The sequence below is a fragment of the Streptomyces sp. NPDC093018 genome, from assembly GCF_040684035.1.
In the GTDB taxonomy this organism is placed as follows: Bacteria; Actinomycetota; Actinomycetes; order Streptomycetales; family Streptomycetaceae; genus Streptomyces; species Streptomyces murinus.
Window position 1 is genome coordinate 33918 of record NZ_JBFBFF010000008.1, and the last position, 13936, is coordinate 47853.

The 13936-nt window shown below is 71.4% G+C and carries 17 protein-coding genes; 9 read left to right on the forward strand and 8 right to left on the reverse strand.

From position 1 onward, the window contains the following. Position 1: 1 nt before the first annotated feature. Together AB0N90_RS19380 and AB0N90_RS19385 are read right to left on the reverse strand one after the other, a co-directional pair. Positions 2-757, reverse strand: coding sequence for a hypothetical protein (locus tag AB0N90_RS19380; RefSeq protein WP_365198131.1), 756 nt, complete (start codon positions 755-757; stop codon positions 2-4). A gap of 97 nt (positions 758-854) precedes the next feature. Continuing rightward, complete coding sequence (locus tag AB0N90_RS19385) at positions 855-995, reverse strand: hypothetical protein (protein ID WP_158101304.1); 141 nt, start codon at positions 993-995, stop codon at positions 855-857. A 262-nt stretch (positions 996-1257) separates the two neighbouring features. On the opposite strand from AB0N90_RS19385, the gene AB0N90_RS19390 reads away from it, so the two are divergent. Continuing rightward, entirely contained in the window at positions 1258-2334 is a 1077-nt protein-coding gene (locus AB0N90_RS19390; RefSeq protein WP_365198134.1) for a helix-turn-helix transcriptional regulator, read from the forward strand. 454 nt (positions 2335-2788) lie between these two features. Here AB0N90_RS19390 and AB0N90_RS19395 read toward each other — a convergent pair whose 3' ends face one another. Beyond that, positions 2789-3025, reverse strand: coding sequence for a hypothetical protein (locus AB0N90_RS19395; RefSeq protein WP_365198137.1), 237 nt, complete (start codon positions 3023-3025; stop codon positions 2789-2791). A 493-nt stretch (positions 3026-3518) separates the two neighbouring features. On the opposite strand from AB0N90_RS19395, the gene AB0N90_RS19400 reads away from it, so the two are divergent. After that, on the forward strand, positions 3519-3737 hold the full coding sequence (locus AB0N90_RS19400) for a helix-turn-helix transcriptional regulator (RefSeq protein ID WP_086805871.1): 219 nt from the start codon (positions 3519-3521) through the stop codon (positions 3735-3737). Between the two features lie 337 nt (positions 3738-4074). On the opposite strand, the gene AB0N90_RS19405 is transcribed toward AB0N90_RS19400, so the two are convergent. Continuing rightward, positions 4075-4734: a helix-turn-helix domain-containing protein gene (locus AB0N90_RS19405; protein WP_365198140.1), complete on the reverse strand. Its 660-nt coding sequence runs from the start codon at positions 4732-4734 to the stop codon at positions 4075-4077. A 152-nt stretch (positions 4735-4886) separates the two neighbouring features. Here AB0N90_RS19405 and AB0N90_RS19410 point away from each other — a divergent pair, with 152 nt between their 5' ends. Further along, the gene (locus AB0N90_RS19410) at positions 4887-5276 is read left to right on the forward strand and encodes a hypothetical protein (protein WP_365198142.1); all 390 of its coding nucleotides are present in this window, start codon (positions 4887-4889) and stop codon (positions 5274-5276) included. Between the two features lie 880 nt (positions 5277-6156). On the opposite strand, the gene AB0N90_RS19415 is transcribed toward AB0N90_RS19410, so the two are convergent. Together AB0N90_RS19415 and mca are read right to left on the reverse strand one after the other, a co-directional pair. Then, on the reverse strand, positions 6157-6396 hold the full coding sequence (locus AB0N90_RS19415; protein ID WP_327231187.1) for a hypothetical protein: 240 nt from the start codon (positions 6394-6396) through the stop codon (positions 6157-6159). Then, entirely contained in the window at positions 6389-7270 is an 882-nt protein-coding gene (mca, locus tag AB0N90_RS19420) for a mycothiol conjugate amidase Mca (RefSeq protein WP_361676127.1), read from the reverse strand. Before mca ends, AB0N90_RS19415 begins: the two co-directional genes overlap by 8 nt. Positions 7271-7373: 103 nt before the next feature. Here mca and AB0N90_RS19425 point away from each other — a divergent pair, with 103 nt between their 5' ends. Both AB0N90_RS19425 and greA read left to right on the forward strand, forming a co-directional pair. Next, positions 7374-7772, forward strand: a complete 399-nt coding sequence (locus AB0N90_RS19425) for a DUF4307 domain-containing protein (protein ID WP_365198145.1) — start codon at positions 7374-7376, stop codon at positions 7770-7772. Between the two features lie 244 nt (positions 7773-8016). After that, on the forward strand, positions 8017-8517 hold the full coding sequence (gene greA, locus AB0N90_RS19430) for a transcription elongation factor GreA (RefSeq protein WP_361676133.1): 501 nt from the start codon (positions 8017-8019) through the stop codon (positions 8515-8517). Between the two features lie 110 nt (positions 8518-8627). Here the strand turns inward: greA and ilvA are convergent, their stop codons facing one another. Continuing rightward, the gene (gene ilvA, locus AB0N90_RS19435; protein WP_365198148.1) at positions 8628-9857 is read right to left on the reverse strand and encodes a threonine ammonia-lyase; all 1230 of its coding nucleotides are present in this window, start codon (positions 9855-9857) and stop codon (positions 8628-8630) included. A 144-nt stretch (positions 9858-10001) separates the two neighbouring features. On the opposite strand from ilvA, the gene AB0N90_RS19440 reads away from it, so the two are divergent. From AB0N90_RS19440 to AB0N90_RS19450, 3 genes are all read left to right on the forward strand, one after another. Beyond that, a complete protein-coding gene (locus tag AB0N90_RS19440) occupies positions 10002-10505 on the forward strand; it encodes a MarR family transcriptional regulator (RefSeq protein ID WP_365198150.1) in 504 nt (167 codons plus the stop codon). A gap of 96 nt (positions 10506-10601) precedes the next feature. Then, the gene (locus tag AB0N90_RS19445; RefSeq protein WP_365198152.1) at positions 10602-11105 is read left to right on the forward strand and encodes a sigma factor-like helix-turn-helix DNA-binding protein; all 504 of its coding nucleotides are present in this window, start codon (positions 10602-10604) and stop codon (positions 11103-11105) included. A gap of 49 nt (positions 11106-11154) precedes the next feature. Continuing rightward, the gene (locus AB0N90_RS19450) at positions 11155-11403 is read left to right on the forward strand and encodes a hypothetical protein (RefSeq protein WP_365198155.1); all 249 of its coding nucleotides are present in this window, start codon (positions 11155-11157) and stop codon (positions 11401-11403) included. Between the two features lie 48 nt (positions 11404-11451). Here AB0N90_RS19450 and AB0N90_RS19455 read toward each other — a convergent pair whose 3' ends face one another. Continuing rightward, positions 11452-12606: a cystathionine gamma-synthase gene (locus tag AB0N90_RS19455; protein ID WP_085566291.1), complete on the reverse strand. Its 1155-nt coding sequence runs from the start codon at positions 12604-12606 to the stop codon at positions 11452-11454. Positions 12607-12784: 178 nt separating this feature from the next. Here AB0N90_RS19455 and AB0N90_RS19460 point away from each other — a divergent pair, with 178 nt between their 5' ends. Further along, on the forward strand, positions 12785-13903 hold the full coding sequence (locus AB0N90_RS19460; RefSeq protein ID WP_365198158.1) for a hypothetical protein: 1119 nt from the start codon (positions 12785-12787) through the stop codon (positions 13901-13903). Positions 13904-13936 lie beyond the last annotated feature (33 nt).

Below are 13936 nucleotides of genomic sequence, written 5' to 3' on the forward strand. Positions count from 1 at the left end.
TTCACACTCCCTCCGCGGGTTCGTTCGGCGCCGGCATGGTGAACACCACGATGTCGGCGGGATCTTGGGAGTCGATGGCCCGTTCGACCGCCTGTCGTATTCCGGACGCGCATTCCGCCGACGGCCGGAAGTGACCGGATTTGAGGTTGGCGACGGCGAAGAGGCGTTCCGGCGATCCGACGACCACCAGTTCCCCGGCCGCCATGGCCCGGAGGCGGTCCGGGACGAGCATGGGATGAACGACACGGGTCGCCTCGGTCGAGCGCCCCTGCGCCCAGCCGAACATGACGTCCACGAGCCGGTAGGGCTGCGGCCAGATCCACAGCTCGCCGTCCTCGTCCACGACGTACAAATACGACGCGCCGAGTCGGAGTGCGGCCAACACCTGTCCGCGGTCGGCCATCCGTACGGCACGCCGGTCCATGGCTTCCAGGGAACGTCGGTAGTACTTCTCGAAGGCCGGCCGGTCGAACTCGATGACGGTCGGGTTCGTCGACACCGTCCGCTGGACCTTGCGGGCCGGCGCCGCGACACCTCCCGTGTCGAAACGGTGCTGGATGTCGGAGACCAGTTCTTCGACCCTCGTCCGCACCGGGGTCGACGACTGTTCCGCGGCGAGCAGCGTCAACATCGAAAGAAGCTCTTCATAGAGCAGGAAGACGACGGCCTGTGAATTACGGCCGTAGCGGTCCGCCGCAGCGCTGCGTGTTTCAGCGAACCGCGCCACCACCGGATGGTCCTTCAGTGTGGCTGACACTCTTCGCACCTCCCATCTCACTGTTTGGTGAATGTCCTGAAAACCCCGAGGGGGCGTGGGAGCAGCCATGCCGCTCCCACGCCCCCTTCGGCGCTGATTACATCCAGTTCGGAACGTCGGAGGACGCGGCCTGCGGGGCCGAGAGGGCCTCGGTGCCGTACTCCGTGGCGTCCAGGCCCTCAAGGGACTCGACGATCGCGTCGACGCGCAGCAGCTCGTTGTTGGTGATCTCGCCCATGGAAATTCTCCTTTTCCGGATATCGGGGTCGCGGTCTTCGCATTTCCGCGTCGACCGCTTCTGACATCAACTAGCTTCGCCCGCACTCGAATCCAGGAACAGCCCCGTTATTTCGGGAGAGCATGTGCGGTACCGCGAACGCGCTCCCCACCGCCCGGGGCCGCGAGGCCTCCCGTACGGCGGCTGGTCAGGAAGATCGTCAAGTAGCCTGCCCTGCGAGAAACAGCGGTCCAGGGGTCTGGGTCGGCACGAGGAGGGCAGCGTGGAAGTTCCGCGGAACGGCGGGGGATTCGAGGCGGTGCGCGGGCTGGTCGACGACGACACGGCCGTCTACAGCTGGGTGCTCGAACACCGCAGGGCCGACACGGCCGCGATCGCCGCCGCCACGGGGACGGACGAGCAGCAGGCCGCGCGCAGTGTGGAGCGGCTGCTGGCGGCCCGGCTGCTGCATGTGGTCCCCGACGACCCCGGGGTGGTCTTCGCGGTGGCGCCCGAGACCGCGACCGCGCAGCTCGCCGCTCCGGTGGAGGCCGAGATCCGCGAGCGGCAGGGCCGGCTCGCCGAGATCCGCCGTGAGCTGGATCGTTTCTCTGCCACCTACCACCGCAGCCACTCGCCGACCGCCGCGATGGAGCTGCTGGAGAACGTGGAGGACGTGCGCGGCATGCTCAACCACGCCTCGGACCGCTGCCGCCGGGAGGTGCTCAGCAGTCAGCCCGGCGGTGGGTCGCGGGTGCCGGAGGCGATGCAGGAGGCGCTGACCCGGGACAAGGCCATGCTGGAGCGCGGGATCCAGCTCCGCACGCTCTATCACCACACCGCCCGGTTCAACGGACCGAGCCAGGTGTACGTCACCGCGGCCTCGGCGCTGGGCGGTCAGTACCGCACCGCGCACGAGCTGTTCGGGAGGCTGATCGTCTTCGACCGGGAGCTTGCCTTCATCCCTGTCCAGGACGGCAGTTGGGGGGCCATCGTGATCCGCGAGCCGTCCACGGTCAGCTATCTGTGCGAGATCTTCGAGCAGACCTGGGACCGGGCCACCCCGTTCGCGGACGCGGCCACCCAGGGGCTGGAGGAAGTCTCCCGGGAGATCCACACGACGATCGTGCGGCTGCTCGCGGCGGGCCACAAGGACGAGGCCATAGCCCGCAGACTGGGCATGTCACTGCGTACGGCCCGGCGCCATATCGCCGACATCATGGAGGAGTTGGGAGCGGCCAGCCGTTTCCAGGCCGGTTGCCAGGCGGCCGCTCTCGGGCTGCTCGGCCCGGACGCGCGGTCGCGCCGTAGTCCGGTCGAGGCACCGGGGACCTGGGAACGAGGGAGCGAGTTCGCGTGACCGCCGCGGCGTGAGCGCGTGCGGGGGTGCGGTGCGCGGCCCGCGTTCGTACGACGGTCGCGGCGCGGGCCCCGGCACGCGATGCGCGGCGCCGTGGGTGAACAACCCCGGCTCGCTCCGGCCGCAGGAGCCGACGTTCTTCTCTCCGCCCACCTCGGCCGGGCGCCGGGCGCGCTCCGGCCCGAACGGGGCACCTGGCACTCACCGTTCCGCTCCGGCCCGAACGGGGCATCTGATACTCACCGTTCCGCTCCGAGCTGAGGACCGGCCCGGTCGGCCGCCGGCCTCGCCCGGTGGGCGGGTCCGCCGCCCCGGACCGGAGGCGGACGTATCGACGGCGGACAGCAGTCGGCGCCCGTTCATCCGGTGATTCACCGGACGGCGGGCGCCGGGGTACGGCACCTGTGTCGCAGCCGGGCGCGCGCTTCGTCGCCGCCCCGCTCCGAGCGGTGGATCAGCCGCCCCAGGAGGTGTCGCCGCAGAGACCGGCATGACCGTCGCCCACACCGTTCGTGACCGGGGTGGACACCAAGTCGTCGGCGTCCGACAGATGGACGGACAGGAGCACCGGACCGCCGCCCGGCGAGCACTCGACAGTGGCACCGGTGCCCGCAGCCGAGGCCTGGGCGAGCGGCTGGACGGTCAGAGTGGCCGCGGCGACGAGGACGGTCACGGCAAGGCGCTTCAGCATGGGTCCCCTACGAAGTGGTGGCGCGATCTGCGCGGTCTGCAGGTGTGCACCGGGGCTGTCGGTGCACGGCCAACCATGGCCCAATCCGGCACGATCCGCTGCGAATTGGCCCCTCACCATGGTGCGTGACCGCAAAATGAAGGGGCGGCAATCCGGACAACCGACACAGATGCATGGCGGGTCCCCCGGAATGCGGCGCCTGGAGCAGGACTGGCCGGTCTTCCCCCTCCCGGGGGACAAGGCCGAGGGCGGAGTCGGCGGGGAGCGGCGGGCGGCGGGCGGCGGGCGGTGATACGGGACCGGCTCGGCCGCACGGGCCGCGGTGGTGAGCATCAGGAATCCGATCCCTTTTATCCGCTTGCCCCCTGATACCCCCACTTTGCCCACGTGTCGCCTTACTGTCAGGCACGTTGGTGAGGCGTGCGGCCCGTCGCGGTCGCACCGGGGCTGGGCGAGGCTGATCCTCATCCGAAGAGAGATCAGGAGCTGGAACATGCTCGAAACCATCGTTTCCACGCCCGCACTGACCCCCCGTGAGAAGCAGGTCCTCACCCTTCTGGTGGGAGGCGAGACCAACTGGAACATCGGCCGCCAACTGGGCATCAGCCGCCACACCGTCGACACCCATCTGCGCCGCCTGCGCGACAAGACGGGCACCACCAATCGCACCCAGCTCGTCGCGCTGGCCCTGCAACGGGGCTACCTGTCCTGACCGGCACCCGCCCGCAAGGCCCAGGCCAGACACCTCGTCCGGCCTGGGCCATTCCGCGCGCTCCGGGCCGGGCCGGGTGGGGCCGGGTGGGGCCGGGTGGGGCTGGGTGGGGCTGGGTGGGGCTGGGTGAGCCCGGCGGGGTCGGGCGGCCGCCGCATGCCGTACCGGATTCCGGTCCACTCGAAGACCGCGGTACGGACCGAGACCGGCTCGGCTCGGCTCGGTGCGAGCACGGCACCCCGGCACCCCTGCCCGGCCTGATGCGATCGGCTGACGGCCGGACGGTGAACTCGATTGCCGCATCGTGGTCGAGCGATCGATCAACGCCGGACCGGCTTCAGCGGTTCGCCGGCCGGGTTCTGGCCGGTCGGGGGCTGTCTTCCGAGGTGCGGTCCGGCCGCGAAGGCCGCCGGCCGGCCGATTCGTCGTCAAAGGCTTCCGCGGGTTCCGGAACCGCGTAGTAGCGCATGAGCATCGGGCGCGCGCCCTCCGGGGCCTCCTCGCGGGAGTGGCCGTAGCGGTCGAGCAGCGCGCGATAGTCGCGCATGAAGGCGAGCAGTTCCTCGCGCGTCATCCAGGTGCCGCTGCGTTGGACCTGGGCCCAGCCTTCGGGGCCGCGGTACTCCTGGTGGGCGCGGTGGTAGAGCGCGGTGTCGAACTCGATCTTGAGGTGGGCGAGTTGGGCGGCGGCCGCGTACTCGTCCTGCGTCATCGTGGCCGGGTCCGGCGTGGTGTGCCGGAAGGGCAGCGTCCGCCACCAGCGCTCGCGGCCGCCGGACTTCTCCGGTATCTCCTCGATGAGCCGCTGCTCGGCGAGTTTGCGCAGGTGGTAGCTGGTGGTGCCGGAGCTCTCGCCGAGTTCGCGGGCCAGCACCGTGGAGTTCGCCTCGCCGTGCCGGCCGAGGTACTCCAGGATCCGGCGGCGCAGGGGGTTGCCCAGGGATTTATAGAGCGCGGTGCGCTCCAGGCTGGTCATCTCGGGCATGCCGTCGGTCATGCGGAAACCGTAACCCCGAGAACCCTGAGACGTCCCTGAGCTTTGCCGAAGATTGCCGAATTCTCTTTGCAGAATTTTCTCTGCGGTCTACTGTGGTGGAGCCGGATCAAGGACGACTGCGGCCCTGGGAGGGGCCGAGAGGGGGGCGGGGCATGACGGGGAGGAAGAAGTGGACGCTCATCGGGCTGGCCGCGGCGGCGGTCCTGCTGGTGCCGTGGATGGCGGTGCTCGCGATGACACTGCCCGGCCGCACCACGGTGGATCACTGGCCGCTGGCCTGGATAGGCCTCGACGTCCTGATGGCGGCGGGCTGCGCGGCCACGGCCCTCCTCGGCCTCCGCGCCGACCCCCGGGCCCGGCTCACCGCCTCCGCCACGGCGTCCACGGCCGTCCTCGACGCCTGGTTCGACATAACCACCGCGGGCTCGGGCACAGCCCTGCTCCAGGCGGTGGGCTGCGCGGTCGCGGAGGCCGCGTTAGCGGGGGCGTGCGTGTACCTGGCGGTGGGGAAGGGCCGGGGAAGGACGCGGGTGCCGTCATAGGCGGCCGGACCGCGGGCGGGGGTGGCCATGCGTGCCATGGCGCAGGCGGCGCTCGTCCGGGCAGCGGCTGTGCACCTGCCGAGCCCGCGCACCCGCCGCACGCCCGCACGCCCGCACGCCTCGATGGGCGGCAGACCGTACGGCGGTACGGCGGCACGCAGCACGGCGGCATGCGGCACGGGCCAGCAACCGAAGCCGCCCCTCAAGCCGCCTCTCAAGAGGAACCCGCCCTGGCACCCCCGCACCGCACCCCGCGCCCCGCTCACCACGATCCGGATACGCGGAACCCACCAGCCGGCCCCCGCGCCCGCCCGCCACTCAAGCGGGGCGCACGTCCAGGGACCGGTCGGCAGGGGCCCGGCAGCAGGAGCGTGGCAGCTGCGCATGACTACGGACCGCCGCGCCCGTGAGGTGACGGGGGCGACGGCTTACGGCCGACCGACTTCCAGGGCCCTGAGGGGCTCCGCCCACCGAAGCCCCGAAAACGGGAGCCCCGAGGACCGAAGTCCCACGGGCCGAGGTCCCACGGACCGGTGTCCCAAGGGCCGGGGGTCCAAGGGCCGGGGTCCGACAGACCAGGCTCTCGGGGGCCGAAGTCCCACGGGCCGATCCCTCAGAGGCCGAAGTCCCACCGGCCGACCCCTCGGAAGCCGAAGCCCCACCGGCCAACCCCTCGGAAGCCGAAGCCCCGCGGATGGGGCACTCGGCAGCCGCCCTCCCCCGGACGGGCCACTCGGTGGCCGCCCTCCCCCGGACGGGCCACTCGGTGGCCGACCTCCCCCGGACCGAGTACTGGGCGGCCGGGGTTCCACGGAGGCGGGGGCCCGGGTCCATCGGCCGAGGGCCGGGGCCCGGGGCCGAAGACCAGGTCAGCCCGGGTTCAGCTGCGCTGGGCCGGGGTGTCGGCCGGGTGGCTGTCCGTGCCGGGGTCGGCGGGCTCCTTGAAGTCGACCTTCCGCATGTGCTTGCTCATCGACTTCATGAGGCCCCACACCGCCACCGCCATCACCGCGAACACGATGAAGCCGAGGACACCGGGGGTGACCTTGTTCTGGTCGAGATCGGCGAGGGAGACGAGGTCCGTCGCTGCCAGGCTCACGCTTGCGCTCATGTCAGGCATTGTCCCGGATGCCCGCGAAGAGGTCGTCCTCGGGGAGGGAGGTGTCCACGAGCGACTTCGCCAGCTCGTACTCCTCCGTCGGCCAGACCTCCCGCTGGAGGTCCATCGGCACGCGGAACCAACCGCCGTCCGGATCGATCTGCGTGGCGTGCGCGATCAGCGCCTTGTCGCGGATCTCGAAGAAGTCTGCGCAGGGAACATGCGTGGTCAGGGTGCGCTCGACCCGCTCGATCTCCTTCCAGCGCTTGAGCCACTCCCCGTACGGCGACTCCAGGCCGCGGTCGAGCATCGCCCGGTGCAGGGCCTCGGTGCGGGGGCGGTTGAAGCCCTGGTTGTAGTAGAGCTTCTGCGGCCGGTGGGCCGGCCCGAACTCGTCCTCGGGGTACTTCTCGGTGTCCGCCGCACCTTCGAACGCCACCATGGAGATCTTGTGGGTCATGATGTGGTCGGGGTGCGGGTAGCCGCCGTTCTCGTCGTAGGTGGTGATCACCTGCGGGCGGAAGGAGCGGATCTGGCGCACCAGCTCGCCGGCCGCCTTGTCGACGTCCTCCAGGGCGAAGCAGCCCTCGGGCAGCGGCGGCAGCGGGTCGCCCTCGGGCAGCCCGGAGTCCACGAAGCCCAGCCACTCCTGCTTGACGCCCAGGATCTCGCGGGCCTCGTCCATCTCCTTGCGGCGCACCTCGTGGATGTTCGCCTCGATGTAGGGGTCGCCCTGGAGCTTGGGGTTGAGGATGGAGCCGCGTTCACCGCCGGTGCAGGTCACCACCAGCACGTCCACCCCCTCGGACACGTACTTCGCCATGGTGGCCGCGCCCTTGCTCGACTCGTCGTCGGGGTGCGCGTGAACGGCCATCAGTCGCAGCTGGTCAGTCAAGACTCAATCCTCGGTAGGTCGGCGCCCCCAAGGCTCAGGGCGCAATCGAAGGCTTCTATAGTGACCGAATCGGGGGGCGATTAATTCCGCGGAGAGGACGATCATGAGTACGGCGAGCACGGGGCTGCCCACGGGCCGCTACGGCCGCTCCTCTGACGAGCGTGCCGACCGCAAACTCAAGGCCGCCGCCGTGGTGCTCGGCGCCGCCCTGCTGGCCCTGGTCGGCTACTTCGCGTACCACTACATCGTGCAGACGCGGATCAGCGCCCAGGTGATCACCTTCGACTCCACGGACACCACGGTCAAGGCCCACCTGGAGGTCCACAAGGACGCCGGGACGGACGGCTACTGCACCCTGCGTTCCCAGTCGGCGGACGGTACGGAGGTCGGCCGCGCCGACTTCCACTTCACCGGCTCCGCCACCCGCATCGACAAGGTCGTCACGCTGCGTACGACGGCCCGTGGCACCACGGCCGAGCTGCTGGGCTGCCACAGCGGCTGACCTGCCGAAAGCACCGTCGGCCGGGACCCGGTCCGGCCAGTGGTCCACCGCGCCGGACGCGCCGCCCCGCCGCTCCTTCACCCGGAATGCGGACCGCCCGACCTGCGTTGATGTGATTCTGATGGCTTATGTCCTCCCCCTTCCCCGGATGAATTGTTAGGCTCGTGGTTTCGCCCATCCAAGAGGGAACATTCTTCTGGGTAGGGCGATGCTTTGTATTCCCAGTACCGACGAGGAGCACCCTGTGACCCAGACCAGCGAGAACGTCACCTGGCTGACCCAGGAGGCGTACAACAAGCTCAAGGTCGAGCTTGAGTACCTTACTGGTCCTGCGCGCACGGAGATCGCCGCCAAGATCGCGGCCGCGCGCGAGGAGGGAGACCTGCGCGAGAACGGCGGGTACCACGCGGCCAAGGAGGAGCAGGGCAAGCAGGAGCTGCGTGTGCGGCAGCTGACCCAGCTTCTCGAGAGCGCCAAGGTGGGCGAGGCCCCGGCCTCCGCCGACGGCACCGTCGCGCCCGGCATGGTCGTCACGATCGCCTTCGACGGTGACGAGGACGACACCATGACATTCCTGCTCGCCTCCCGTGAGTACGCGAGCTCGGACGTGGAGACGTACTCGCCGCAGTCGCCGCTGGGCGCCGGTGTCATCGGCCACAAGGTCGGCGAGGACGCGGAGTACGAGCTGCCGAACGGCAAGAAGGCCTCGGTCCGCATCCTCAAGGCCGAGCCCTACAACGGCTGAGCCCCGGAGCTGACCAACCCCGGGACCCCCGGTGTCCGCAGCGGACACCGGGGGTCTCGTCGTACCTCCGGTGGTGCCTTCCAGGCCGTACGACGCGTACGGCCGCGGCCTCAGGGGATGACCGTGTAACCCGCGTCGCGCAGGCACTGGCCGACCTCGGCGCAGTGGGCCGGGCCCTTGGTCTCCAGGTGGAGTTCGACCTCCACCTCGCTGAGGCCGAGCCGGGGATCGGTGCGGACATGACTGACGTCGAGGACGTTGGCGTCCACTCCCGACAGCACCCCGAGGAGGGTGGCGAGGGCACCCGGGCGGTCGGTGAGCCGCAGTCGTACGGCCAGATAGCGGCCTTGCGCGGACATGCCGTGCCGCAGCACCCGCTGGAGCAGCACCGGGTCGACATTGCCGCCGGACAGCACGCAGACGACCGGGCCCTCGAAGGTGTCCGGGGACGCCATCAGGGCGGCGACCGGGCTCGCGCCGGCCGGTTCCACGACCAGCTTGGCCCGCTCCAGGCACAGCAGCAGCGCGGCGGACAGCTGGTCCTCGGTGACCGTGCGCATCTCGTCCACCAGCTCGCGGATGATGCCGAACGGCACCACACCGGGCTTGCCCACCTTGATGCCGTCGGCCATCGTGGCCGGGTTCGCGACCGCCACCGGGTGCCCGACGGCCAGCGAGGGCGGGTAGGCGGCGGCGCCCTCGGCCTGGACGCCGATGATCCGCACGTCGGGCCTGATCGCCTTCACCGCGACCGAGATCCCGGCCAGCAGTCCCCCGCCGCCGACCCCGACGAGGATCGTGCGCACCTCCGGGCACTGCTCCAGGATCTCCAGGCCGACCGTGCCCTGGCCGGCGAGGATGTCCGGGTGGTCGAAGGGGTGGATGAACACCGCGCCGGTGCGGGCCGCGTAGTCCTGGGCGGCGGCCAGCGTCTCGTCCACCACCTGGCCGGTGAGGCGCACCTCGGCGCCGTACTCCCTGGTCGCGCTGACCTTGGGCAGCGGGGCACCGTGCGGCATGAACACGGTGGCGTGCACGCCCAGCAGCGAGGAGGCCAGGGCGACGCCCTGCGCGTGGTTGCCGGCGCTCGCGGCCACCACTCCGGCGGCGCGTTCCTCCGGCAGCAGCCCGGCGATGCGCACATAGGCGCCGCGCAGCTTGAACGAGCCGGTGCGCTGGAGGTTCTCGCATTTCAGCTGCACCGGCGCGCCGACCAGCTGGGACAGGTGCCGGCTGCCCTCCATCGCGGTCGTCCGCGCCACGCCCGAGAGCATCTTCTGGGCTCCGCGTACGTCGTCCAGGGTGACGGAACGCAAGGGGTGGGCGGTGCGGTAGTTCATGACTCCAGCATCGCAGCTCGCGGTGGTGTACGACGGTGGTGACCAAGGTCCAAGACGGGTTTGCGCAGCGCCGGTACGGCCCGGCGCCGGGCCGCGTACCCTGTCCCCCAACCTTGCAGCCCTTCATGAAGCGAGCCTCCGGCCATGCCCACAACACCTGAAATGTCGATGGACATGACGACCGTCGGTGATCCCGGTCTTCTCGAATCCCTCCAGCACGAGGTGGCGGTGTTCGCCCGCCGCGCCGAACAGACGCGGCTCGGGGGTGTCGGGCAGGCGCGCAACTCCATGGACCGCGCCGCCTATCTGCTGCTCAACCGCCTCGACAAGGAGGGCCCGATGGGCGTCAAGGCGCTCGCCTCGGGCATGGGCATCGACTCCTCCACGGTCACCCGGCAGGTGGCCCCGCTGGTCGACACCGGCCTGGTCAAGCGCACCTCGCATCCGGAGGACGGCCGCGCGGTGGTGCTCCAGCTGTCCCCGCGCGGTGCCGCCCGGCTGGCGGAGGTGCGGTCCTCGCGGCGCCTGCTGATGGCGGAGCTGACCGAGGACTGGTCGCCACAGGAGCGCGAGCAGTTCTGCGCCCTGCTGACCCGCTTCAACCACGGCCTGTCGGCCCGTACCCAGGGGAAGCATCCCGAGTCTTGACCCGGGGCCCCGGCTGGCCTCATATGAGAGCCGGGTCCTGCGTCGTACGCGATTCATCTGTCCCGTGCCGGACAGGGCCCCCGACGGGGAGGCGTCTTGCGTGATCGGCGGGTGGCCCAAGGGGCAGGCCGGGCCCAGGAGTTCGAGGCGTTCGTCGCGGGTGCGGCCGGCCGGCTGCTGCTCGCCGCGACGCTGCTCACCGCCGAGGCCCCGGACGCCAACCCCCGCGCGCGGCGCCTGCTGACCCTGGCACTCGGCCACACCTACGCCCGCTGGCACCGGCTGCGCGGCGAGGACCCGTACGACTGCGCGCGCCAGTACCTCGCGGGCCGCTTCGCGCGCACGATCTGGCACCGGCACCGTCTCCTCGGCCGTGAACGGCCCGCGCCCCGCGGCCCGCTCGCCGGGCTGGACCCGCAGGAGCGGCTGGTCCTGGTGCTGCGGCTGTACGAGGGGGTCGCCGAGGAGCAGACGGCCGCGCTGCTCGGGCTGACCGCGGACCGTGTGCACACCGTCTGCGACCGGGCGACGTCCCTGGTGCTGCACCCGGTCGGGGCGGCCGGTCCGCGCACGGTGAACGCGAAGGCGGCGCCGTCATGAGGACACGGGACGCGCGGAGCGGGCGGCCGCACCGCGCGGGGAGGCCGGGGTGAACCGGGCCGAGCGCGAGGCCGCGGTACGGCGGGTGATGGGCGCGCGTCCGGTGCCGGTGCCGCCGGAGCTGTACCCGGAGGCGGTGCGGCGCGGCGAGCGGCTGCTGCGGCGCGGGCGGCTGGTGCGCCGGGTGCTGTGGGTGCTGGTGTGCGTGGCGGCGGTGGTGTTCGGGGTGTGGGCGGCGTACACCCACCCGTGGGTGGAGCCGCCGTCGGGGACGACTCCACCGGTGGACGGCTGGTGATCCGGGCCGCGACCGGCCCGGATCACCCCTCGGCGTCCGCTGCGATGTCTAGCCCAGGGCCTGGCGCAGGTCCTCCACCAGGTCGTCGACGTTCTCGATGCCGACGGACAGGCGGACGAGGTCGGCGGGGACCTCCAGGGCCGAGCCGGCCGCGGAGGCGTGGGTCATCCGGCCGGGGTGCTCGATCAGGGACTCGACGCCACCGAGCGACTCGCCGAGGGTGAACACCTTGGCGCGGTTGCACACCTCGACGGCCGCCTCCTCGCCGCCCTCGACGCGGAAGGAGATCATGCCGCCGAAGGCGCGCATCTGCTTGGCGGCGACCTCGTGCCCGGGGTGCTCGGGCAGGCCCGGGTAGAGCACGCTGGTCACCTTGGCGTGCCGACTGAGCATGTCGGCGACCTTGGTGGCGTTCTCGCTGTGCCGGTCCATGCGCACGGCGAGGGTCTTGGTGCCGCGCAGCACCAGCCAGGAGTCGAAGGGTCCTGCGACGGCGCCCATCGCGTTCTGGTGGTAGGCCAGTTCCTCGCCGAGGGTCTGGTCGGAGACGATCAGGGCGCCGCCGACCACGTCGGAGTGGCCGCCCATGTACTTGGTCAGCGAGTGCACGACGACGTCCGCGCCGAGCGACAGCGGCTGCTGGAGGTAGGGCGTGGCGAAGGTGTTGTCGACGACGAGACGGGCGCCCGCGTCATGGGCGACCTGGGCGACGGCGGCGATGTCGGTGATGCCGAGCAGCGGGTTGGAGGGGGTCTCCACCCAGACGGCCTTGGTCCGCGGGGTGATCGCGGCCCGTACGGCGGCCGGGTCGCTGGTGTCGGCGACGGACCACTCCACGCCCCAGCGGGTGGCGACCTTGGAGAAGAGGCGGAAGGTGCCGCCGTAGGCGTCGTTCGGGATCACCACGTGGTCGCCGGGGGTGAGCAGCGTGCGCAGCAGGGTGTCCTCGGCGGCGAGGCCGGAGGCGAACGCGAGGCCGCGGCTGCCGCCCTCCAGCGCGGCGAGGTTCTCCTCAAGGGCGGTACGGGTCGGGTTGGCGCTGCGGCTGTACTCGTAGCCGCCGCGCAGCCCGCCGACGCCGTCCTGCTTGTAGGTCGAGACCTGGTAGATGGGCGGTACGACCGCGCCGGTGAGGGGATCCGCGGTGTTGCCCGCGTGGATCGCGAGGGTCTCGAAGTGCTGACTGATGTGCCTGTCGCTCATGTGCACCGAGCGTAGTGCGCCCGGCGGGATTCCGACGCCCGGTGGTGTGGGCGGGGGGTGGGCGGAGGGGGTCCGGAGGGATATCCCTGTGTCGGCTGTCATGCCCAGGATCGGAGTTGTCCACAGGCCGGCGGCCGGGGTTGGTCATTTGTCACCGTTGTCTGGAACCCTTGGGGGCATGGTGATTCTCTGGCTGCTCATGGCACTGCTCATGCTGAGCTTCGTGCTGCTCCCGCTGGTGCGACGCAGGCGCGGGATGATCGAGCAGGTGCACCCGGACCACCCGGACGCCGCCGACCCCGCGGACTACGGCTTCCTGCTCCAGGAGGAGCTGGACGTACGGCTGCCGGGCCCCGACCAGGATCTGCTGGACGCGCTGGAGCTGGTGCAGCGCACCCAGGACTACCGGGCGGCGGCTCAGCTGCTGGCCGGTACCGAGACGGCGGGCGAGCTGCGCTGGCAGCGGGTGCAGGCCCTCGGCGGCGCGGCCGCGCTGGAGCTCGAACAGCGTCCCGGCGGGGTGCACGAGACGCCGGGCGGCCAGTGGCTGCGGGTGTGGCGGGCGGAGCGGCCCGAAGACGCGGGCGGTGCGGCCGTGCACGCGGAGTTCCTGGTGCAGCGGGCCTGGCGGGCGTCGGCGGCCGGCACCAAGGACTTCCGGCTGCTGCTGGAGGAGGCCCGGGAGGTGTGCGGGCAGGCGGCCGAGCTGGCGCCCGCCGACCCGGTGCCGCACATCATCGAGCTGGCCGTCGGCCGTGGACTGGGCCTTACCCGTGACGAGTTCGAGCGGCTGTGGATGAAGGTCCTCGACCGCGCCCCGCACCACATGGGCGCGCATCTGGCCGCGCTCCCCTACTGGTGCGAGAAGTGGCACGGCTCGCGTGAGCAGGCGTACGCCTTCGCCGAGGCGGCCGCCGCCCGCGCCCCGCGCGGATCGCTGCTGGCCGCACTGCCGCTGTTCGCGGTGTTCGAGCACCTCCCCGAGGTGAATCTGGTGCTGGGCCTCTACCGGAGCGAGGTCGTCGCCAAGGCCATCCAGGGCGCACAGCACGCGGCACACGAGGCAGGCTCCGCCGATCCGACGCTGCCGCACGTCCGCCATCTGCTGGTCTTCTTCCTGGTCCGCGCCGAGCGCTGGGCGGAGGCCATGCATGAGCTGATACATGTCGACGGCCATGTCGGCGCCCTGCCCTGGACGCTGGCGGCCGACCCGGCGGCCGAGTTCGCCGTCTACCGCGCCCTGGCGGTGGCGGGGTACGAGGCCAACGGGGGCAGCCCGGCGAGCCTGCCCGGCTGATCCGGCCGGCCCCTACCACAGGGTGCCCACAGG

Bases quoted from the DNA above. Each gene is read 5' to 3' on its own strand.
- AB0N90_RS19385 (WP_158101304.1), bottom strand. From the start codon at position 995: ATGGGCGAGATCACCAACAACGAGCTGCTGCGCGTCGACGCGATCGTC.
- AB0N90_RS19395 (WP_365198137.1), bottom strand. From the start codon at position 3,025: ATGCTGAAGCGCCTTGCCGTGACCGTCCTCGTCGCCGCGGCCACTCTG.
- AB0N90_RS19400 (WP_086805871.1), top strand. From the start codon at position 3,519: ATGCTCGAAACCATCGTTTCCACGCCCGCACTGACCCCCCGTGAGAAG.
- AB0N90_RS19405 (WP_365198140.1), bottom strand. From the start codon at position 4,734: ATGACCGACGGCATGCCCGAGATGACCAGCCTGGAGCGCACCGCGCTC.
- AB0N90_RS19410 (WP_365198142.1), top strand. From the start codon at position 4,887: ATGACGGGGAGGAAGAAGTGGACGCTCATCGGGCTGGCCGCGGCGGCG.
- AB0N90_RS19415 (WP_327231187.1), bottom strand. From the start codon at position 6,396: ATGCCTGACATGAGCGCAAGCGTGAGCCTGGCAGCGACGGACCTCGTC.
- AB0N90_RS19425 (WP_365198145.1), top strand. From the start codon at position 7,374: ATGAGTACGGCGAGCACGGGGCTGCCCACGGGCCGCTACGGCCGCTCC.
- ilvA (WP_365198148.1), bottom strand. From the start codon at position 9,857: ATGAACTACCGCACCGCCCACCCCTTGCGTTCCGTCACCCTGGACGAC.
- AB0N90_RS19440 (WP_365198150.1), top strand. From the start codon at position 10,002: ATGCCCACAACACCTGAAATGTCGATGGACATGACGACCGTCGGTGAT.
- AB0N90_RS19455 (WP_085566291.1), bottom strand. From the start codon at position 12,606: ATGAGCGACAGGCACATCAGTCAGCACTTCGAGACCCTCGCGATCCAC.
- AB0N90_RS19460 (WP_365198158.1), top strand. From the start codon at position 12,785: ATGGTGATTCTCTGGCTGCTCATGGCACTGCTCATGCTGAGCTTCGTG.